This window comes from Rhodococcus sp. WS1 (assembly GCF_003797745.1).
GTDB lineage: Bacteria > Actinomycetota > Actinomycetes > Mycobacteriales > Mycobacteriaceae > Rhodococcus_F > Rhodococcus_F erythropolis.
Genome location: NZ_RKLZ01000002.1, coordinates 2,272,871 through 2,292,127, shown reverse-complemented (window position 1 = coordinate 2,292,127; position 19,257 = coordinate 2,272,871). Strand labels below are relative to the sequence as shown.

The window sequence follows — 19,257 nt, the reverse complement described above, 5'->3', positions numbered from 1 at the left end:
TGTAGAGTGCTAAAGGCTGCGGTGTAAATACGCGGCTGCTCGAACATCACAGTGCGGAGGAAGCCCGGTGCCCACCTACTCATACGCATGTACGGAATGTGACAACCGTTTCGACATCGTCCAGTCCTTCAGCGAAGATTCGCTGAAGGTCTGCCCAGCTTGCTCAGGCAAGCTCCGCAAGCTGTTCAACTCTGTTGGCATCGTGTTCAAGGGCAGCGGCTTCTACCGCACCGACAGCCGCGGCGGCTCCGGGACTGCGAGCGAGCCCGCCAAGAGTGATTCGGCACCCGCTGCGAAGTCCGAGTCCAAGTCGGACTCCTCTTCGACATCGAGTTCGTCGACCAGCACGCCGGCGCCCGCGAAGGCTGCCGCAAGCTGATTTCCACAACCTCCGGGTTGTCCACAGTTTCACATCGTTAGGGCCGGAAGCACCGCTTCCGGCCCTAACGTGCATGAATGCCGTCAGCACGTTCTCGCTCGCCGAGGCGCTCCGATCCACTGCGCGCCCAGCTCGATCTCACCCCGAGCACCTTCGATCGCGTCGTCGAACTGACGCGCGGCACTCGGTTCCGCACGGCGACAGTCCGCAAGATCGCAGCCGTTGCCCTGGCCGCACTCGGCGTCGTTCTCTTCTTCCGAGGCGATCCCGCGACCGATACGGTCGCCGTAGTTGTCTCGAGTCGCGATCTCACTCCCGGACAGGTGATCGCGGATTCGGATGTCGAGATCCGAGAGATCGACTCGAAACAACTTCCCGAAGGAGTTGTCTCCGATACCGACCTGGTGGTCGGGAGAACCGTTGCCGGCCCGATTCGCTCCGGAGAAACCGTCACCGACGTGCGCGTTCTCAGCCCACGGCTGGCCGGGTTGTCGGTAGGAACCGACGACGCCCGTATCGTCCCCGTCCGATTGGCCGATGCAGCCGTCGCGGACATGTTGCGCAGCGGGGATGTCGTCGACGTCCTGACCGTCGGCCCTGACACATCCCGCACTGACACATCCCGCCCCGACACACCCAACGAGTCAATTGCCGACAAGGCCCCGCAGATTCTTGCGGCGGGAGCAGTAGTCGCGCTGGTCACCACGTCGGAAAGTACACGTAACCAGCAGGAACAGGTGATTCTGCTGGCTCTGCCGACACCGGCAGCCAACGTCGTTGCCGCGGCATCCCTGTCCAATGCGATCACCGTGACATTCCGCTGACCGCACAAAGCGTCCGAAGCTCCTCTAGGATTTTTCCAGTCGGTTCGGTATCAACGGACCATCTGGCACTTGCCATCGGAGACTCGAGGGGACACCGACATGCTCAAGGGATTCAAGGATTTCCTGCTTCGCGGAAACGTGCTCGACCTGGCCGTCGCCGTGGTCATCGGCGCAGCCTTCACCGCCATCGTCACGGCATTCACCAGCAACATCATCAACCCACTCGTCGCTTCGATCGGCGGCGGCAACGAATACGGGTGGGGCATTCAGCTGACGGGTGACACCGCTGAGACGTTCTTGAACTTCGGCGCCGTGGTCACCGCGATCATCAACTTCATCATCATCGCAGCGGTCGTCTACTTCGTGCTGATCGTTCCCGCGAATGCGGCGAAGAAGAAGTTCGTCTCCGAGCCCGAGGACAAGGAAGCCAGCGAAACCGATCTGCTCATCCAGATCCGCGACATCCTCTCCGCCAACGCCGGTGGCGCCGACACAGGAGCTCACGCCAAGACGCTCGAATAGGCAGCGCTCACAGAACAAATCAGGCCCTCGGACATTGTGTCCGAGGGCCTGATTTACTTCTCAACCGCCGTGGTGCGGGGGCCGCTGACTGCGCAGCCAGTCGTCGTCCGAGGATCGCGAGGAACCTTCAGGCCCCCGCTCGTCCGACGTCGTCTCGGGAAAGACGTCCCCGAAGATGCGCGCCAGGCGCTTCTTGTCGACTGGCGGCTTCTTCGGGGTATCTGGTTGCTCCGACAAGCTGTCTCAGCCCTCGAGGCTGGACAGCTCGGCGATGACGTGACTCGCCAAAGCCGTCAGGGTTGCCATGCCGTCGCGAATTGCCGGCCTGGTCGACGCCAGATTGGCGACCACGGTGCTTCCCGAAACCCCGACGAGGCCGCGGGACAATCCTGCTTCGAGCGATCCGGCCGACAGACCGGAAGCGCGAAGTGCTTCGGCAATTCCCGGGATCTCGCGATCGAGAACCTCTGCGGTCACGTCGGGAGTGACGTCACGCGGGGATACCCCGGTACCGCCGACCGAGATCACGAGGTCGACGCCACCGATGACTGCGGTGTTGAGAGCGTTGCGGATCTCCACTTCGTCGGCGGCGACGGCGACCGTCGCATCGACGAGAAAACCCGCTTCGTTCAGTAGTTCCGTAACCAGTGGACCGATGGAGTCGGTGTTGTCGCCGTGGGCTGTGCGATCGTCGACGATGACGACCAGAGCGCGGCCGGCCGATGTGGCTTCGAGTTCCATGACACCTACCGTAGTGTCCGATCCCGACGCCGTTGCGATCTGGCCGAAGATCGGGTCGATCGTCTGCTGATCGCCGAACATCATCGGCCGCCCTGCGCTGCCGCGGTTCCCAACGTGACGTCGACGGTCTTGGTCTGCCCGCCGTCGCTGTACGTGATCGAGACCTTGTCGCCGGGAGCATGTGAACGCACTGCCGCGATCAGCGAATCACCATCTGCGACAACACGATCGTCGACCTTGGTGATGACTGCACCCTTCGGGATACCGGCCTTGGCGGCCGGCCCGTCAGCAGTGACATCCATGACGGTTGCGCCGTCGGCGTTGTCCTGCGACGGCACGGTCACGCCGATCATGGCTTGAGTCGCCTTGCCGGTCTTGATCAGTTCGTCGGCGACGCGGCGTGCCTGATCGATCGGGATGGCGAACCCGAGGCCGATCGAACCGCCCTGGGTACCCGACGACGCTCCGAGCGAGGCGATCGCCGTGTTGATGCCGATCAGCTGGCCGTCCATGTTGACGAGGGCGCCGCCGGAGTTGCCGGGGTTGATCGCCGCGTCGGTCTGCAGAGCGTCGATGACGGTGTTCTGGTTGCCGGACTCGCCGCTCGTGGACACGGGGCGATCGAGTGCGGAGATGATGCCTTCGGTGACCGTGCCGGCCAGGCCGAGCGGGGACCCGACGGCCACAACCTGCTGTCCGACCTGAACGTCGCCGGAGTTCCCGAGATCGATGGGGGTGAGGTCGTTGCGGCCGTCGACCTTGATGACGGCGATGTCGGAGACGGGATCGGCACCGACAAGGGTGGCCGAGGCCTTGGTTCCGTCGGAGAACGCGACGCGAAGTTGCGCTCCCTGAGCACCGGCAACGTGGTTGTTGGTCAGGATCAGACCGTCGGAGGACAGGATGACACCGGAACCCTCACCGCCCTGTCCCTGCGCGGTGGCCACCTCGATCTGCACGACGCTCGGCACCACCTTCGAGGCAACGGCCTGAACCGAGCCGGCGGGAGCGTTGGACGTGTTGGTCGCAGTGGGCTTCGGGGCGTTCAGAGAGTTGGTGACCGTCGCGGTTCCACCGTTGCGGTCCGCGACGACGGCACCGACCACGCCACCGACACCACCACTGACCAGAACCAGCGCCAGAGCACCGGCAACCAGCGCCATGCGTCCCGACTTCGGCTTTGTGGTGGTCGAACCGGAGTTCGGCCCCTGTAGCGGTGCGGGGATCTGATTGTGGCCGCCCGGACCGTTCGGGCCGCCGGGGCCACCAGGGTTGGGTGCGCCGTACGGGGCGCTCTGCTGGTACGCGGCCTCATGGGCACCGTGCGGGTGGCCGAAAGCCTGCGTGGGCTGCTGCTGCGCCTGCCCGAAGGCTTCGGTGGGTCGAGAAAAGGATTCGGTCGGCTGGTACGGCTGCTGAGGCGCCTGCCCCTGAGGCTGCTGCGGCTGCACTTGAGGTGCTTGCGGCTGCGCTTGGGTGGTGGGCTCGCTGTTGGGCTGCTCGGGCCGGGTCGGCCCGACGTTACGGTCCTCGGTCATCGGCTCGCTTTCGTCTACGGTGACCACCGGACGGGCAGTCACAACTGTTCTGCCGACAATGCTGCCTTGCGCTGCTGAGAAGGCGCTGAGACGTGCCTGTCACTTTACCCAGAGTTCGACGTGAAAATCCGGTGTTGTCGGCTCGGCCCGAAAGACTCTCGGGCCGAACGCATTAACTCGTGACGTCAGTCACCGAAGCACGGGACCAACGGGTCTACAGAACACGCTACTCGGCGCTCGGCCCTGGTTCGCCGGGAAGCACGATACGAACAAGCGCTCCCCCACGATCGGATTCGTCGATCGCGATGGTGCCGCCGTGCTTGACGACGACCTGACGCACAATCGCAAGTCCCAGACCCGATCCCGGCATCGAACGTGCCGCGGTCGACCGGTAGAAACGATCGAACACCAACTCCCGATCCTCCTCCGGAATGCCAGGTCCCGCATCACTTACGGTCAATTCCAATAATCCTTGGCCGACCGGACGCATTTCGACGCGTACCTGTTCGCCCTTCGGACTCCATTTCGCAGCGTTGTCGAGGACGTTCAGCACCGCACGCGACAGGCCCGCTTGATCTCCGTAGACGTACCACGGAGTGGTGACCGCTTCGAACTCGATTTCGTTGCGCCTGCGCCGCGCTCGTTCGAGCGCACGCTCGACGACGTCGCTGACGTCTACGCGCTCGTACACGGTTTCGGGCGCGTCTTCGCGGGCCAGATCGACAAGGTCACCGACCAGAGTCGACAGTTCCTCGATCTGCGCGACGACGTCGGCACGAAGTTCCGCCATGTCCTCGTCGGGAATCTGCGGCGCACCGGGGCGACTGGACGCGATCAGCAATTCCATGTTGGTACGCAACGAAGTCAACGGTGTGCGCAACTCGTGTCCGGCGTCCGCGACGAGGCGCGACTGACGCTCACGTGACTCGGCGAGCGCCCGCAGCATCGTGTTGAAACTCTCTGTCAGGCGCGCTAATTCGTCGCTGCCGGTAACGGGGATCTGCGTCAGATCGTCAGTCCGGGCGACTCGTTCGGTGGCGGCAGTCAGCCTGGCGATGGGCCGTAAACCGGTGCGGCCCACGGTAGTACCCGCCACCGCAGCAAGTATGACGCCACACCCGCCGACCACGAAGAGAACCCAGGCCAGCCGATCCAGTACCGCAACGGTCGGCGCGAGCCGCTGACCGATCACCAAAGTGCTTCCGTCATGCGTCCGTTGAGCCAGCACTCGCTGACCGTCGACGGTTCGCAGCGAAGAATCCGATTCGCCACGCGCTACGGCATCTTCGGCTTCACCGATCGGCACGTCGGAACCGGGCGGCTGGTACGTGCTCAGGTCCGAGAAGATCAGGGCCACACTGATGTCGGTGGTGTACAGCGTCGCACCGGAGATGTAGCGAGGATCGAATCGCACGACATTGCTGTCGATGAGCACCGCCGCCCTGGTACGCAACTGGTGATCGACGTCCGCGTAGAGCGCACGCGAAACCACCGCGTACGCCGCAATCGCCATGACTGCGACGGCAATGGCCACCACCGACGCAGCGAGGAGCGTCACACGCCAACGCAATGACACCGAACGGGTCAGTGGCATCGGCGGGCGCATTTCGACGGACGCTTGGGTGGTGGAGGATTTCTTCGGTTCGGCATTCTTGCCGAACGGAGCGGTGATCACGGAGGCGTCTCCCGCAGGACGTAGCCGACTCCGCGGACGGTGTGGATCAACCTCGGTTCGCCGTCGGCTTCCGTCTTGCGACGCAGGTAGCCGACGTACACCTCGAGCGCATTGCCGGACGTCGGGAAGTCGTACCCCCACACCTCTTCGAGAATGCGTCCACGGGTCAGCACGCGACGCGGGTTGGCCATGAGCATTTCGAGGAGGGAGAACTCGGTGCGGGTCAGGCTGATCGATCGTTCACCGCGCTTGACCTCACGGGTGACCGGGTCGAGGGTGAGGTCCTCGAAGGCCATCATTTCGGAATCGGCGTCCAGATCGGGCGCGGTGCGACGCAGTAGTGCACGCAACCTGGCAAGCAACTCTTCCAAAGCGAAGGGCTTGGGCAGGTAGTCGTCCGCTCCGGCATCGAGGCCGGCGACTCGCTCGCTGACCGAATCGCGGGCGGTGAGCACGAGGATGGGCAGGTCGTCGCCGGCACTGCGAAGACGACGGCACACTTCGAGTCCGTCGAGTCGCGGCATCATGACGTCGAGCACAACGGCGTCTGGCCGGTTGGCGAGGATCTTCTCGAGTGCGTCGAGCCCGTCGACCGCGAGCTCGACCGTGTAGCCGTTGAAGCTGAGCGACCGCCGAAGCGACTCGCGAACCGCCCGGTCGTCGTCGACCACCAAAATACGCATACCGACAGTTTGGACTGAAGTGCTGAGATGCGGCTGAGAGGGTCCGATTCCGGCCTCCGGCGTGTCGCGGTCAGTCCCGGGTTCGCCTGGGCCCGGGCAGGCTCCAATGACGCCATAACGCAAGCAGTCTGAACACCGCGGCGAACGCCGTGCCGCACACCAGCGCGGCGTTGGTGGACAGTCCGGCTTGCGAGACTGTGACCACCAACGCAGCGCCGAGCAGTGCGGGAACCGCGTACAGGTCTTTGTGCAGGAGCAGCGGTACCTCGTTGACGAGGACGTCGCGGATCACTCCGCCGCCGATCGCCGCGGTGGCACCGATCAATGTCGCCGCCAGCGAACTGGCGTTGTTGTCCAGCGCGATGACGGCGCCGGTACTCGCGAACAAGCCCATCCCCAGTGCGTCGAGCGCCAGGATTTCACGGCGCAGTCGATTGAGCGGCTCGTGTAGGTAGAACACGGCGAGTGAGGTGGCGGCGGCCGTTCCGAAGTACGGCCAACTGCTCAGCGAACTGGGCGGATGGACGCCGAGAAGGACGTCGCGGACGATACCGCCGCCGATGCCGGTGAACACACCCACCGAGCACACCCCGAAGATGTCGAGTCGCTTGGTGACGCCCACCAGGGCACCCGAGGCCGCGAACGCCACGATGCCCACCAGTTCGAGGATCCTCAGCAGCACCGGCCAAGGATCGCACGGTCAGATGCGGCTCGGGTCGATCACCCCGAGTCGAACTGCTTTGACCAGTCGCCGAGGAACCCGGTGGGTCTGGCCGAAGGCCGTGACCTCGACCAGATCGGGCGCCGTCGCCTTCCACTGGGCACGGCGACTGCGAGTGTTGGAACGCGACATCTTCCGCTTGGGAACGGCCATCAGAGTGCCTTGCGCTTTCCGTAGCGACGCTCGAACTTCTCGACGCGTCCGGCGGTGTCCATCACTCGTTGTGCTCCGGTCCAGAACGGGTGCGAGTCGCTCGTGACGTCGACGACCAACAGCGGGTATGTGCCGCCGTCTTCCCATTCGACGGTGCGCTCACTCGTCACGGTCGACCGGGTCAGGAAGCTCTTGCCGGTGCTGGCGTCCTGGAACACCACGGGGTGGTAGTCGGGGTGCATCTGCTTCTTCATTCGTTTCCCTCTCGCGTTGATTCGGTTTCGGCATAGGGTGATTCGGATTCGTCGCACGGGTCTTCGTGGAACTCTCCGAACGGGTCTTCCCAGGTGGTCCACGACGCTTCGTCGGCCAACTCCTCGTCGGTGACCAGGGCGTGCTGCAGTGTTCGGTCGATCTCGAGCGGGTTCGCACCGCACGTCAGAACGACCATCGAGGTGTCACGGTCGCCGAAACGCTCGTCCCATTTCAGGGCCGCGAGCGCACGGCGCTCGGCTGGAACGCGCTCGCGTTGCTGCGGCGTCATCGCGGCCAGCCAGGTGTCCGCGCTGGCAACTCGCAGGCCACCGCCCGCCGATTCGAGCCAGAGCGCTTCGCCCGGTTGAGTCGCCACCCAGACGCGCCCGCGGGAATAGACGACACCTTCGAGCAGGACGTCGATCGCCTCGTGCAGACGCTCGGGGTGGAACGGCCGGTTCGCGGTGAACTCGACGAGCATCACTCCGCCGTCGTCGTCGAGCGGCGGCTGACGACGCAACAGCGGTGAGTGAGCGTCGGCCAGCTCACCGCGTCGCGCATCCGCAGGCACCTCGAGGAGCAGTGCCTCGATGTCGTCTCCCTCATCGAAGACGGGTACCCGCGGAGCAATGCGCGCGAGAACCGCGTTCAAGCGGGACCGCTGCCAGCCGTCGAGTCCATCGGACCCGCGCAGTACGAGAGCGTCGGCGAAGTCGACCTGCCCGACGACGACCTGAGCCAGGGTGCGGTCGTCGTCGAGGGCTTCGTCGCCGGTGGCGTCGGCAAGCCAGGTCTGGGCGTCGATGCACGTCACGACGGCGTCGACGCGGCAGTCACGCTGCGCCGGTCCGTCCACTTGGCCGACGACGCCCGTCACGACGACATGCTCGATCGCCCAGCACAGCGCTTCGGGTTCGAGTTGGCGGTCGAGCAGCAAGACGATCCGCTGGACCGAACTGTGCGAGTGAAGGCGACGCAGCAGCGGCAGCAGGTCTTCGCGCAGGGTGCAGGAGACGCAGCCGTGCGCGAGCTCGAGGATCGTCTCGCGTTCGGACACCGTGCCGGCAGACCCGGTGCCCCCGGTCATCGAGGTGACCGTCCGCCGGACCACCCCTTCACGGACGTGGCTCAGGTCGTGGTGAACCAGAACAGTTCCGGTTCGCAACAACGCTCGTGCGGTGTGTGGAGTGGATTCGCTCATGCCGGCGACCAGGACCAGCGGAGTCCTGCCGTCCAGGATCGTGTTCACAGCGGGCCTTTCTGGGAATGATTGTCATTACCGAGGTTGAACGCTACATTGATCTCACCGCATTGTCGAAAACGATTGTCATCTGCAAGTTGAAAGGAACACCCATGTCGGCTCACTGCCAAGTGACCGGACGTGTGCCGGGGTTCGGAAAATCCGTCTCGCACTCCCACAAGCGTTCGAATCGTCGCTGGAACCCGAACATCCAGCGCAAGACATACGTATTGCCCAGCGAGGGTCGTCGAATCACGCTCACCCTCTCGACCAAGGGCATCAAGACGATCGACCGCGACGGCATCGAATCCGTCGTCGCCCGGATCCGCGCGCGCGGCGAGAAGGTCTGAGCAGATGGCACGCAACGAGATCCGCCCGATCGTGAAACTCAAGTCCACCGCGGGCACCGGGTACACGTACGTGACCCGCAAGAACCGTCGCAACGACCCCGATCGGCTCGTACTGAAGAAGTACGACCCCGTGGTGCGCAAGCACGTCGATTTCCGAGAAGAGAAGTAGGCATGGCCAAGAAGTCCAAGATCGCCAAGAACAACCAGCGACGGGTCATCGTCGAGCGATACGCGGAGCAGCGATCGGCGCTCAAGGAGGCAATCCGCTCCCCGAAAAGCTCACCCGAGGAGCGCGCGAAGGCCCAAGCGACCCTGCAACGTCTACCACGCGACGCCAGTCCGGTACGATTGCGCAATCGAGACGCTGCGGATGGACGTCCGCGCGGCCACCTGCGGAAGTTCGGGCTCTCCCGGATTCGCGTGCGAGAAATGGCGCACCGTGGGGAACTGCCTGGCGTACACAAGTCGAGCTGGTAAGGAAGTCGGATGGCAGTCAAGCGTTCACCGTCGAAGAAGCCACGCCCCGTAGAGGGTCGTAAGCCCAAGAAGAACCCGTTGTTCGCAGCGAAGATCACGCATGTCGATTACAAGGACATCAACTTGCTTCGCACGTTCATCTCGGACCGCGGCAAGATCCGCAGCCGTCGCGTCACGGGCCTGACCCCGCAGCAGCAGCGTCAGGTCGCCGTTGCAGTGAAGAACGCACGCGAAATGGCGTTGCTCCCCTTCACCGCCGCACGGTAGTCATACGTGCTCGGTAGTCACACGTAGAAGTACCGAAGAGGTCGCGCAGTCAATCGGCTGCGCGGCCTTTTTGTTGCCCGGACTAAGATTTCCCGAAGTCGTTCATTCCAGTCGAGAGGTGCCCGCAGCGTGTCGGGAGTTGTTGCGGGTTTCACCGTAATTTTTGTCGTCATCGCGGTCGGGTATCTGCTCGGCCGTCTCGGTACCCTCGGTAGCCAAGGACAGTTCGTTCTCGGTCGACTCGTCTTCTTCGTCGCGACGCCTGCCCTACTGTTCACCACCCTCGCGTCGTCCGATCTGTCGGTGATCTTCTCCCCGACGCTCGCGGTCGCGTCGGCTACTGCCTTTGCCGTCGGCGCTCTGTACGTCGTCATTGCAAAGATCTGGCTCAACCGGCCGCTGCCCGAACTGACTATCGGCGCGCTGTCGGCGTCGTACGTGAATTCGGCCAACCTCGGGATCCCGATCGCGGTGTTCGTGCTCGGCGATGCCACCTTCGTCGCGCCGCTCCTGCTCTTCCAGATCGTCGTGTACTCCCCGATCGCCTTGACGATCCTCGATCTCACGGCATTGCGGGGCGAAGCCGAAAAACTGTCACTGATCGACACTGTCACCGCTCCGTTCAAGAATCCGATCGTGCTCGCGGGCGCTGCGGGGTTGATCGTGGCGTTGATCGGTTGGGTACCGCCGAGACCCTTGATGCAGCCTTTCGAATTGATCGGCGCCACGTCGGTCCCCGGCGCACTGCTGGCATTCGGGCTCTCGTTGTACGGCGTACGGGTGCTCGAGAAGGGCTCCAGTCCGCGCCGCGACGTCGCGCTTGCGTCGACCCTCAAGATCGTCGTCCAACCGGTGCTGGCTTACCTGATGGCGCACTTCCTCCTCGGCATCGACGGCCATCAGTTGTTCGCCATCGTGGTCGTCTCGACGTTGCCGACGGCACAGAACGTCTTCATCTATGCAAGCCGATATCGGCGCGGAATGGTCCTCGCCCGAGACAGCGCCTTTGTCACCACTTTGGCGTCGATACCGGCGATTGCGCTGGTCACGGCGCTACTCGCTTGAGCAGGGTTACGGTGGATTCATGCGTGTACTAACCCTCGCCGTTCTGGCCTGCCTTGCTGTGGCCGGATGCTCCGTCGGGGCCCAGACAACGGGGCCGGTTGCTGCGCCGAATCCGATGGCGGCCAACGAAGCAAGTCCCGCCGACTGGTCGCTCGGAACCCCCGTTCCCGACGAGGTCGACGACAGCGAGATGGGCACGGAGTTCGACAGCCGCACTGACATCGTGGGTGCGACGGCCACCATGTTCGAATCGTGGTCCGAGGTCGACGATCACACGGTGGCAGTCCACTTCGTGACCGGCACTCCGGAGTGCTACGGCGCGTACGCAACCGTCGAAGAGACTGATACGACGGTGATCGTCACGCTCCGAACCGGAGCATTGCCGGAGGCCGCGGACAAGATGTGCATCTTGGTTGCCGTGTTCGGCAGCCTGGACGTTCCGCTGAGTCGACCGCTCGGCGATCGCCACGTCATCAACGGCTAGCCGCGCCTAAACGGCACAAGATCAACGATCGAACACTCCGTTTCGTCAGGTGTGGTGTGCGTCTCGTCGGGACAGACTGAAAACCGACACCCGTGCACTCGCTCGTCGGCAGCTTTCGACTCGAGCGGTGCTCAACATGAAGGAGCTCGCAAGTGCCTAATCTCCAGAGAGACGTTGCAATCGTCGGCGCCGGCCCCTCTGGCCTGGCAGCTGCAACCGCGCTGCGCAAGGCCGGTTTGACCGTCGCTGTGATCGAAGCGCGCGACCGCGTCGGCGGCCGCACGTGGACCGACACCATCGACGGAGCAGTTCTGGAAATCGGCGGCCAGTGGGTCTCCCCCGACCAGACCGCGCTGATCTCCTTGCTCGACGAACTCGGCCTGAAAACTTTCGAGCGCTACCGCGAGGGCGAGTCCGTCTACATCTCGTCGGCAGGTGAGCGGACGCAGTACACGGGTGATTCCTTCCCCACGAACGACACCACGAAGAAGGAGATGGACCGTCTCATCGACGAGATGGACGATCTCGCAGCACAGATCGGCGCCGAGGAACCGTGGGCACATCCCCTCGCCCGCGATCTCGACACAGTCTCCTTCAAGCAGTGGCTGATCAATCAGTCCGACGACGCCGAGGCACGTGACAACATCGGCCTCTTCATCGCCGGTGGCATGCTCACCAAGCCCGCCCACTCGTTCTCTGCCCTGCAGGCCGTACTCATGGCCGCTTCGGCAGGCTCGTTCTCCCACCTCGTCGACGAGGACTTCATCCTCGACAAGCGAGTGATCGGCGGAATGCAGCAGGTATCGATCCGCATGGCGGAGGCCCTCGGTGACGACGTCTTCCTCAACGCACCCGTGCGAACGGTGAAGTGGAACGAATCCGGTGCAACGGTGTTGGCGGACGGCGATGTTCGCGTCGAGGCAAGCCGAGTGATCCTGGCCGTACCGCCCAACCTCTACTCCCGGATCTCGTACGATCCCCCGCTGCCGCGTCGTCAGCACCAGATGCACCAGCACCAGTCCCTCGGCCTCGTCATCAAGGTGCACGCGGTGTACGAGACGCCTTTCTGGCGCGAAGACGGCCTCTCCGGCACCGGCTTCGGCGCGTCCGAGGTAGTACAGGAGGTGTACGACAACACCAACCACGAGGATGATCGCGGCACCCTGGTCGCTTTCGTCTCCGACGAGAAGGCCGACGCGATGTTCGAGCTTTCCGTCGAGGAGCGCAAGGCCACGATTCTGGCCTCACTTGCCCGCTACCTGGGCCCGAAGGCCGAAGAACCGGTTGTGTACTACGAATCCGACTGGGGCTCGGAGGAATGGACCCGCGGTGCGTACGCGGCCAGCTTCGACCTCGGTGGCCTGCACCGATACGGCGCGGATTCCCGCACACCCGTCGGCCCGATCCACTTCTCGTGCTCCGACATCGCGGCCGAGGGATACCAGCACGTCGACGGTGCTGTTCGGATGGGGCAGCGAACCGCCGCCGACATCATCGCCCGCAGCAAGGCCTGACGGCCACTTTGCCAAGTCTCGATCATTGCCCGGCAGTCACGACTGCCGGGCAATGATCGAGAGCAGCAGTTCCGCACGAACTCTCGCTACCTCGAGTCGACAGTCGATCAAGCTCTCCACCTTCGCCATTCGGCTTCGCAGCGTGTGCCGGTGGACGCCCATCGTGATGGCTGCCGCTTCCCAGTGCCCGTTGGCCTCGAGAAATGCCCGCAACGACGCCAGCAGTTCGGTGCCGTTGTCACGGTCGTAGTCCTCGATCGGTGTGATCATCGTTTCCGCCAGCGTGTTGAGTACTTCACGCGTCGAATCGAAAGACAGCAGCACACTTCCGGTCAGCGCCGCGAATTCCAAAGGCTCGCCACCGATTTCCGCCGCAGACGCACACAGCTGGGACTGTTCGACGGCGACCGCCAGCGCTGCGACCACGCGCCGCGCACTCAGGCCCACACGAAGTGAGCGAAGATCCGACCTCGATACCCCGCCCAGTAGCTCTCGGGCGAACTGGACGTCGTCGGTTCCACGCAGCAGCACCGTGACGCGAGTGTCGTTGATTCGCGAGAACAACTGCCGCCCTGCCTTGTTCATGAACTCGGCAATCTCGACTCCGACGCGTCCCGCTACGTCGGACGTGTCGGCAAGAACTGTCAACCCTCGGATCATTCCCTCGCCGTCGGCGGCCTGCCGGATCTGTTGCCACGCCGGTGCCGGGTCGCGGTCTTCGGTGAGCAGCAGCCCGAGGGCGTGCGAATTCAACTGATCCTGAGTGGCGCGCAAGCGCGCAGGTTTCTCGAAGTCCAACGCCAGCAACGAGTTCGCGTGACCGAGCAGTATCTGATCGACGTAGCTGAGCGCCGAAGCACTGATCACCGCCAGGTATCCGTACGGCGTTCGCCCGACGCTGATCTGCTGCACCGCGATCGACGCTCCAGACCTTGCAAGCGTCACGCTGCTGGATGCGCCGCCCCCGAGAGTTGCTCGCAGTTCGTCGATCACGTCGTCCGTCGGCAGTTGAGGTGAGCTCTCGAGAACTCGCCCGGCGACGTCGAGAAGAAGCACCGTCGCCGAGGTTGCGATCGCCAGTTCACGCACGGTTGCGGCAGTTCCGCCGGAAATGACGGCACGCGTCATCCGCGGTTGCGCCCGCGACGCCCGGAGGACAGCTTCATATTCCTGCTCTGCCAACCGGCTCATCACACGCTTGACGACGGCAGCAAACGGCGTCGGCAGCGGCACCTCGATCAGCGGGAGTCCGATCTCGTCGGCGACGGCCACCAGATCGGCCGGGACCTCGGGGTACGACAGCCCGGTTCCGAATCCCACCGCCGCCACACCCGCCGCATCGAGCATCCGGAGATAGCGGCCGCGCTTTTGCTGAGTGGACGGCAATCGGATGCCGGTGGTGAGGATGAATTCGCCGCCGGTCAACCATCGAAACGGGTCGAGCAGCTCCGTGGCGTGCGCAAATGTGATCTCGCGACCGACACCCTGCGCCCCACCTTTGAGTTCCAGCGCGAGATCCGGCTGCGCCAACATCCACCGCACAGCGATCGTCATGGGCAGGACTGTACAACTCGGCGCGTCGGGGATCAAAGATTTCACCTTTTTGGCAGCTGCCTTTACTTGTGAGTCAGCGCACACTTGCTCACACACGCCCCACAAAGTGCGAGTTCCGTGCTGATCACCTCGGCCGGAACTCGTTCGACCTCGAGAGGAACCGGTACCGATGTCGATCGTCGTACTCGAGAACTACATCAACGGTGAATTCGTCGCCTCGGCCGCGACGGAAACACTCGACCTGATCAACCCCGTGGACGAGAGTGTGGTCGGGCGTACGCCGGTCTCCACCAAGGAAGACGTCGACGCCGCCGTCGAAGCAGCACAACGCGCATTCGAGACCTGGGGTAAGACGACACCAAGCGTGCGGCAGGCCGCACTCCTCAAACTCGCCGACGCCATCGAAGCGCACAGCGACGAAATCGTCGCAGCCGAAAGCGCCAACACCGGCCAGGCCCACCAGATGATCGCCGACGAAGAGGTCAAGGTCGGAGCCGATCAGATGCGGTTCTTCGCCGGAGCCGCACGACTTCTCGAGGGCAAGGCGGCCGGAGAGTACATGGAGGGTTTCACCTCCTACGTCCGTCGTGAGCCGATCGGCGTAGTCGGCCAGGTCACTCCCTGGAACTACCCGTTCATGATGGCGCTGTGGAAGATCGGGCCCGCCCTCGCGGCCGGCAACACGATCGTCCTCAAGCCCAGCGACACCACACCAGGCAGCACGCTGGTCCTGGCGAAGCTCTCGAAGGGCATCCTGCCGGACGGCGTGTTCAACGTCGTGCTCGGCAACGGCGGAACCGGCGCGACGTTGGTGGAGAACCCGGCCCTCGGTCTCGTCTCGATCACCGGTTCGGTGCGGGCGGGCATCGCTGTCGCCGTGTCCGCAGCGCAGCAACTCAAGCGCGCGCACCTCGAACTGGGCGGCAAAGCGCCGGCGATCGTCTTCGGCGACGTCGACATCGAGAAGACCGCCACCGGCATCGCCGAGGCAGCGTTCTTCAACGGTGGCCAGGATTGCACCGCGGCCACTCGCGTGCTCGTCCACGAGTCCGTCCACGATCAGCTCGTCGAAGCCCTCGTCCGGAACGCCGAGAAGCTGCGCCCCGGCGCGCCTTCCGATCCTGATGCCTTCTACGGCCCGCTCAACAACATCAACCACTTCAACGCCGTGAGCGACAAGATCGCGAACCTGCCGGCGTCGGCCAAGATCGTTACCGGCGGAAAGCGTTCGGGCGAAACCGGATTCTTCTTCGAGCCGACCGTCATCACCGGCGTCGCGCAATCGGACGACATCGTGCAGGAAGAGACTTTCGGTCCCATCCTCACAGTCCAGAGCTTCTCCGACGAGAAGGAGGCGATCACGCTTGCCAACGACGTTCGGTTCGGCCTGGCCTCGAGCATCTGGACCAAGGATCACGGTGTCACGCAACGCGTCTCCGCTGCTCTCGACTTCGGTGCGGTGTGGATCAACTGCCACATCCCACTCGTTGCCGAGATGCCGCACGGCGGCTTCAAGTACTCCGGCTACGGCAAAGATCTCTCGGCATACGGAGTCGAGGACTACACCCGCCTCAAGCACGTCATGAGTTCGCACGACTGAGTCGCCACCCCTCCTGCTGTGCGCCTTTATTAACCCCCCGCGGTTAATAAAGGCGCACAGCAGATTCCTCCAATCCGGAAAAGAGCCACCATGCGCCTTATCGTCGGATACCTCGCCACACCCAGCGGTAAAGACGGGCTGGTCCTCGGGGCCCAGCTCGCGCGCAGTCTCGGCGCGCAACTCGACATCTGCATGGTCCTCCCACCGGATCGGACACTGCCGGCCAAGGTTCCCTCGGAAGCCGGCTACGACGACATTCTCGCCGCACGTGCACACGACTGGCTCGCCGAGGCGAAAGCATCGGTGCCCGAGGACATCCAGGTGGAAGTACACCTGAGCTTCCACGAGTCGTTTGCTCAGGGCCTGCTCGACGAGGTTGACCGACTCAGCGCGCTGGCGATCGTGGTGGGAGCTTCCGGCGACGGTCTGCTCGGCCGTCACGCGATAGGTTCGGTCTCGACCGAACTGCTGCACTCCGCCCACGTCCCGGTAGCACTGGCGCCTCGGGGAACGCGGCATTCGGCGGCTACCGCAATACGAGAGGTCACCTGCGCGCTCGGTACCCGCGTCGGCGCCGACGTCGTCTTGAACACCGCCGTACGTACCAGTGAACTGATGCAGGTTCCGCTGCGACTGGTCTCGCTCGTGGCACTCGACCCCCAGAACGATCTGCGCGATCACCGCGACACCGCCGAGTCCGCCAGGGAGCGTGCACGAAATCACGCTCAGGACACGCTTGACATCGCAAGAGCGGCGCTCCCCGCCGAGTTCCCCATCGAGGTCATCATCGCCGACGGTTCAACGGTGGAATCCGCAGTGCGTCAACTGGACTGGCAAGACGGCGACCTCGTGATGGTCGGTTCCAGCCGTCTCGCGCAGCCCCGCAAACTTTTCCTGGGCTCCACCGCCGCCAAGATGCTGCGCGTGCTGCCCGTTCCCATGGTCGTAGTGCCCAAGCACGAATTCACCCAGCCGGAGGCACTGTCATGACCAGCACCGAACTGAGTTCCAAAGGACTCGCTACCGGCAAGATCGGCATGATCTCCGGCGCCGTACTCGGAATCTCCTCCGTGGCACCGGGTTACACCCTGACCGCCAGTATCGGATTGATCGTCGCCGCGGTCGGCCTCAAGATGCCCGCCATCTTCATCGCCGGCTTCATCCCGATGTTCCTCACCGCGTACGCGTACCGCGAATTGAACTCCGACACACCTGACTGCGGCGCGTCATTCACGTGGTCCACCAAGGCATTCGGACCGTACGTCGGTTGGATGTGCGGCTGGGGCATGGTCATCGCCACCATCATCGTGCTCTCGAACCTTGCTGCCATTGCCGTCGACTTCTTCTATCTGTTCATCGCGCGGGTGGTCGACAATCCGTCGATCGCCGATCTGCCGGGCAACAAATTTGTCAATGTCGGCACCACACTCGTCTTCATCGCCCTGGCCACGTGGATAGCGAGTAGAGGAATCACTACCAGCGAGCGCGTGCAGTTCGCACTCGTCGGCTTCCAGATGGTGCTGCTGGTCGTCTTCGCCGTCGTTGCACTGGTTCACGTTGGCGCCGGCGATGCCCCGGCCGGATTGTCCTTCGACCTGAGTTGGTTCAACCCGTTCAGCGGACTCGCCATCGGTGCGTTTGTCATCGGACTCACCGGATCGATCTTCGCGTTCTGGGGCTGGGATACCTGTCTCACGCTGGGCGAGGAGTCGAAAAACCCCAAGAAGACCCCAGGCCGCGCCGGTTTGCTCTGTGTCGCAACCATTCTCCTGACCTACCTGTTGGTCGCCGTTGCCGCGATGATGTACGCCGGCGTCGGCGAGGAAGGCCTCGGTCTCGGCAATCCCGACAACTCCGAGAACGTCTTCGGCGCTCTGGCCGACCCGGTCCTGGGCAACTGGGGCGGAATGCTCCTCTTCCTCGCTGTCTTCGTGTCTTCCGTTGCGAGCCTGCAGACCACGTTCCTGCCCGCCGCACGAACCATGCTCGCCATGGGCGCATACGGAGCTTTCCCCAAGAAGCTCGCCGAGGTCTCGCCTCGATTCCTGGTGCCGTCGTACGCCACCGTCGTGGCCGGCGCGGTAACCGCAGTGTTCTACAGCGTAGTCACGTTCCTCTCCGAAAGTGCGCTGCTCGACACGATCGCCGCCCTCGGCATCATGATCTGTTGGTACTACGGCATCACGGCATTCGCGTGCGTGTGGTACTTCCGCAAGACGCTCTTCGAAAGCGTACGAAACTTCGTCTTCCGGCTCGCGTTCCCACTCATCGGTGGTCTCATGCTGCTTGCGGTGTTCGTCATTTCGGTCCAGGAGAGTATGAATCCGGACAACGCCAGCGGAGCATCCATCGGCGGCATCGGCCTGGTCTTCTTCCTCGGCTTCGGAATCCTCATCCTCGGCGCGGTACTGATGATGGTCATGCGAGTGCGCAATCCCGAGTTCTTCGAGGGCAAGACCCTCAACCGCGACACGGAGGCTCTGCGCGACGAGAACGACCTCAGCGTGCCTTAGGAGACAGTAGGTTCGGGGGCCTGCGCGATCAGGCCCGCCATCAATACACGCAAGCCGAATTCGAAGGCGGCGTCGGCACGTTCGGGATTTTTCCCGGATGTTGCCAACGCCGCCTTCATCGCGTCGTTGGCCTCGGGCCCCGACGCCCACTGGACATCCGGCGCCGCCAGATCCAACGCCGAACCGAGAACAAAACTGTCGACGGTTGTGATTGCGTGCAGCGTTTGAGCCGGGTCGAAGCCACCATCGGCGAATGCCTGCGCCAACGCGTTGTACAGGGTGAACGCCACACCGGCCTGCACCGTCTGGGCGGTGAAGAGCGGAATCAGGCGAGGATGTGCTGCGTAGCTTCGCCGGTACTCGGCTGCCAGCGCAGAGACGGTCTCGCTCCAGGATCCCGAGGCCGACTCCACGTCGATTCCCGCCATCAGCTGAGCCCTCATCAGTTCGACGATCTCGGCCCGTCCGGAAACGTGGTTGTAGAGCGACGACGGTCGCACCTTCAGTCGTGCGGCGAGTCCCGGCATGGTGAAGTCGCCGGATTCGTCCACCGACTCGATCGCTGCCTCGGTGATGATCGCCGGTGAGAGTAGTCGTTGCGATGGCCGCGGCATATGTCCTCCTGTAGTGATCCACACCGTTCGGGGCGCCGCAAAAAACAATTCCTCGAAAGTCCTTGATCAATCAGCGCTCACCCACCAT

The 19,257-nt window shown here is 63.8% G+C and carries 24 protein-coding genes; 13 read left to right on the top strand and 11 right to left on the bottom strand.

Annotation, left to right across the window (positions count from 1 at the left end; all coding sequences use genetic code 11):
• The first annotated feature begins 67 nt into the window (after positions 1-67).
• From EEB12_RS23515 to mscL, 3 genes are all read left to right on the top strand, one after another.
• Positions 68-379, top strand: coding sequence for an FmdB family zinc ribbon protein (locus EEB12_RS23515; protein WP_141488592.1), 312 nt, complete (start codon positions 68-70; stop codon positions 377-379).
• A gap of 77 nt (positions 380-456) precedes the next feature.
• Entirely contained in the window at positions 457-1,203 is a 747-nt protein-coding gene (locus EEB12_RS23510) for an SAF domain-containing protein (protein WP_181447528.1), read from the top strand.
• A 99-nt stretch (positions 1,204-1,302) separates the two neighbouring features.
• Positions 1,303-1,725 carry a large conductance mechanosensitive channel protein MscL gene (mscL, locus tag EEB12_RS23505; protein WP_029255923.1) on the top strand — a complete coding sequence of 141 codons (423 nt, stop codon included), beginning with the start codon at positions 1,303-1,305 and terminating at the stop codon, positions 1,723-1,725.
• Between the two features lie 60 nt (positions 1,726-1,785).
• Here mscL and EEB12_RS30535 read toward each other — a convergent pair whose 3' ends face one another.
• From EEB12_RS30535 to mrf, 9 genes are all read right to left on the bottom strand, one after another.
• The gene (locus EEB12_RS30535; RefSeq protein ID WP_019744729.1) at positions 1,786-1,962 is read right to left on the bottom strand and encodes a hypothetical protein; all 177 of its coding nucleotides are present in this window, start codon (positions 1,960-1,962) and stop codon (positions 1,786-1,788) included.
• A 6-nt stretch (positions 1,963-1,968) separates the two neighbouring features.
• The gene (locus EEB12_RS23500; protein WP_176720912.1) at positions 1,969-2,466 is read right to left on the bottom strand and encodes a molybdenum cofactor biosynthesis protein B; all 498 of its coding nucleotides are present in this window, start codon (positions 2,464-2,466) and stop codon (positions 1,969-1,971) included.
• An 80-nt stretch (positions 2,467-2,546) separates the two neighbouring features.
• Positions 2,547-4,004: a S1C family serine protease gene (locus tag EEB12_RS23495; protein ID WP_181447527.1), complete on the bottom strand. Its 1,458-nt coding sequence runs from the start codon at positions 4,002-4,004 to the stop codon at positions 2,547-2,549.
• 226 nt (positions 4,005-4,230) lie between these two features.
• A complete protein-coding gene (locus EEB12_RS23490; RefSeq protein ID WP_020908630.1) occupies positions 4,231-5,610 on the bottom strand; it encodes a sensor histidine kinase in 1,380 nt (459 codons plus the stop codon).
• A gap of 65 nt (positions 5,611-5,675) precedes the next feature.
• Positions 5,676-6,362 (bottom strand): response regulator transcription factor, encoded by a 687-nt coding sequence (locus EEB12_RS23485; RefSeq protein WP_003946387.1) that lies wholly within the window; start codon positions 6,360-6,362, stop codon positions 5,676-5,678.
• 70 nt (positions 6,363-6,432) lie between these two features.
• A complete protein-coding gene (locus EEB12_RS23480) occupies positions 6,433-7,044 on the bottom strand; it encodes a trimeric intracellular cation channel family protein (RefSeq protein ID WP_003946409.1) in 612 nt (203 codons plus the stop codon).
• An 18-nt stretch (positions 7,045-7,062) separates the two neighbouring features.
• On the bottom strand, positions 7,063-7,236 hold the full coding sequence (gene rpmF / locus EEB12_RS23475) for a 50S ribosomal protein L32 (RefSeq protein ID WP_007727540.1): 174 nt from the start codon (positions 7,234-7,236) through the stop codon (positions 7,063-7,065).
• Entirely contained in the window at positions 7,236-7,490 is a 255-nt protein-coding gene (locus tag EEB12_RS23470) for a type B 50S ribosomal protein L31 (protein ID WP_003946367.1), read from the bottom strand. Before EEB12_RS23470 ends, rpmF begins: the two co-directional genes overlap by 1 nt.
• Positions 7,487-8,740 carry a ribosome hibernation factor-recruiting GTPase MRF gene (mrf, locus tag EEB12_RS23465; RefSeq protein WP_141488590.1) on the bottom strand — a complete coding sequence of 418 codons (1,254 nt, stop codon included), beginning with the start codon at positions 8,738-8,740 and terminating at the stop codon, positions 7,487-7,489. The genes EEB12_RS23470 and mrf overlap by 4 nt, the downstream gene beginning before the upstream one ends.
• A gap of 104 nt (positions 8,741-8,844) precedes the next feature.
• Between mrf and rpmB the strand changes: the two genes are divergently transcribed.
• The 7 genes from rpmB (at position 8,845) to EEB12_RS23430 (ending at position 12,888) form a co-directional block, all read left to right on the top strand.
• Entirely contained in the window at positions 8,845-9,081 is a 237-nt protein-coding gene (gene rpmB, locus EEB12_RS23460; protein WP_020908631.1) for a 50S ribosomal protein L28, read from the top strand.
• A 4-nt stretch (positions 9,082-9,085) separates the two neighbouring features.
• Positions 9,086-9,250: a 50S ribosomal protein L33 gene (gene rpmG / locus EEB12_RS23455; RefSeq protein WP_019744734.1), complete on the top strand. Its 165-nt coding sequence runs from the start codon at positions 9,086-9,088 to the stop codon at positions 9,248-9,250.
• A 2-nt stretch (positions 9,251-9,252) separates the two neighbouring features.
• On the top strand, positions 9,253-9,558 hold the full coding sequence (rpsN, locus tag EEB12_RS23450; protein ID WP_019744735.1) for a 30S ribosomal protein S14: 306 nt from the start codon (positions 9,253-9,255) through the stop codon (positions 9,556-9,558).
• A gap of 9 nt (positions 9,559-9,567) precedes the next feature.
• Complete coding sequence (gene rpsR / locus EEB12_RS23445; RefSeq protein WP_003946414.1) at positions 9,568-9,825, top strand: 30S ribosomal protein S18; 258 nt, start codon at positions 9,568-9,570, stop codon at positions 9,823-9,825.
• A 129-nt stretch (positions 9,826-9,954) separates the two neighbouring features.
• The gene (locus EEB12_RS23440; RefSeq protein WP_021332309.1) at positions 9,955-10,890 is read left to right on the top strand and encodes an AEC family transporter; all 936 of its coding nucleotides are present in this window, start codon (positions 9,955-9,957) and stop codon (positions 10,888-10,890) included.
• A gap of 19 nt (positions 10,891-10,909) precedes the next feature.
• A complete protein-coding gene (locus EEB12_RS23435) occupies positions 10,910-11,374 on the top strand; it encodes a hypothetical protein (RefSeq protein WP_007727550.1) in 465 nt (154 codons plus the stop codon).
• 152 nt (positions 11,375-11,526) lie between these two features.
• Positions 11,527-12,888: a flavin monoamine oxidase family protein gene (locus tag EEB12_RS23430; RefSeq protein WP_047272562.1), complete on the top strand. Its 1,362-nt coding sequence runs from the start codon at positions 11,527-11,529 to the stop codon at positions 12,886-12,888.
• 36 nt (positions 12,889-12,924) lie between these two features.
• On the opposite strand, the gene EEB12_RS23425 is transcribed toward EEB12_RS23430, so the two are convergent.
• Positions 12,925-14,442 carry a PucR family transcriptional regulator gene (locus tag EEB12_RS23425; protein WP_046378983.1) on the bottom strand — a complete coding sequence of 506 codons (1,518 nt, stop codon included), beginning with the start codon at positions 14,440-14,442 and terminating at the stop codon, positions 12,925-12,927.
• 169 nt (positions 14,443-14,611) lie between these two features.
• On the opposite strand from EEB12_RS23425, the gene EEB12_RS23420 reads away from it, so the two are divergent.
• The 3 genes from EEB12_RS23420 (at position 14,612) to EEB12_RS23410 (ending at position 18,555) form a co-directional block, all read left to right on the top strand.
• Positions 14,612-16,042: a gamma-aminobutyraldehyde dehydrogenase gene (locus EEB12_RS23420; protein ID WP_042952576.1), complete on the top strand. Its 1,431-nt coding sequence runs from the start codon at positions 14,612-14,614 to the stop codon at positions 16,040-16,042.
• Between the two features lie 90 nt (positions 16,043-16,132).
• The gene (locus EEB12_RS23415) at positions 16,133-17,032 is read left to right on the top strand and encodes a universal stress protein (protein WP_020970346.1); all 900 of its coding nucleotides are present in this window, start codon (positions 16,133-16,135) and stop codon (positions 17,030-17,032) included.
• A complete protein-coding gene (locus EEB12_RS23410; RefSeq protein ID WP_020970347.1) occupies positions 17,029-18,555 on the top strand; it encodes an APC family permease in 1,527 nt (508 codons plus the stop codon). The genes EEB12_RS23415 and EEB12_RS23410 overlap by 4 nt, the downstream gene beginning before the upstream one ends.
• Here the strand turns inward: EEB12_RS23410 and EEB12_RS23405 are convergent.
• Positions 18,552-19,169, bottom strand: coding sequence for a TetR/AcrR family transcriptional regulator C-terminal domain-containing protein (locus tag EEB12_RS23405; protein ID WP_019744741.1), 618 nt, complete (start codon positions 19,167-19,169; stop codon positions 18,552-18,554). The two genes, EEB12_RS23410 and EEB12_RS23405, sit on opposite strands and share 4 nt — an antisense overlap.
• Positions 19,170-19,257 lie beyond the last annotated feature (88 nt).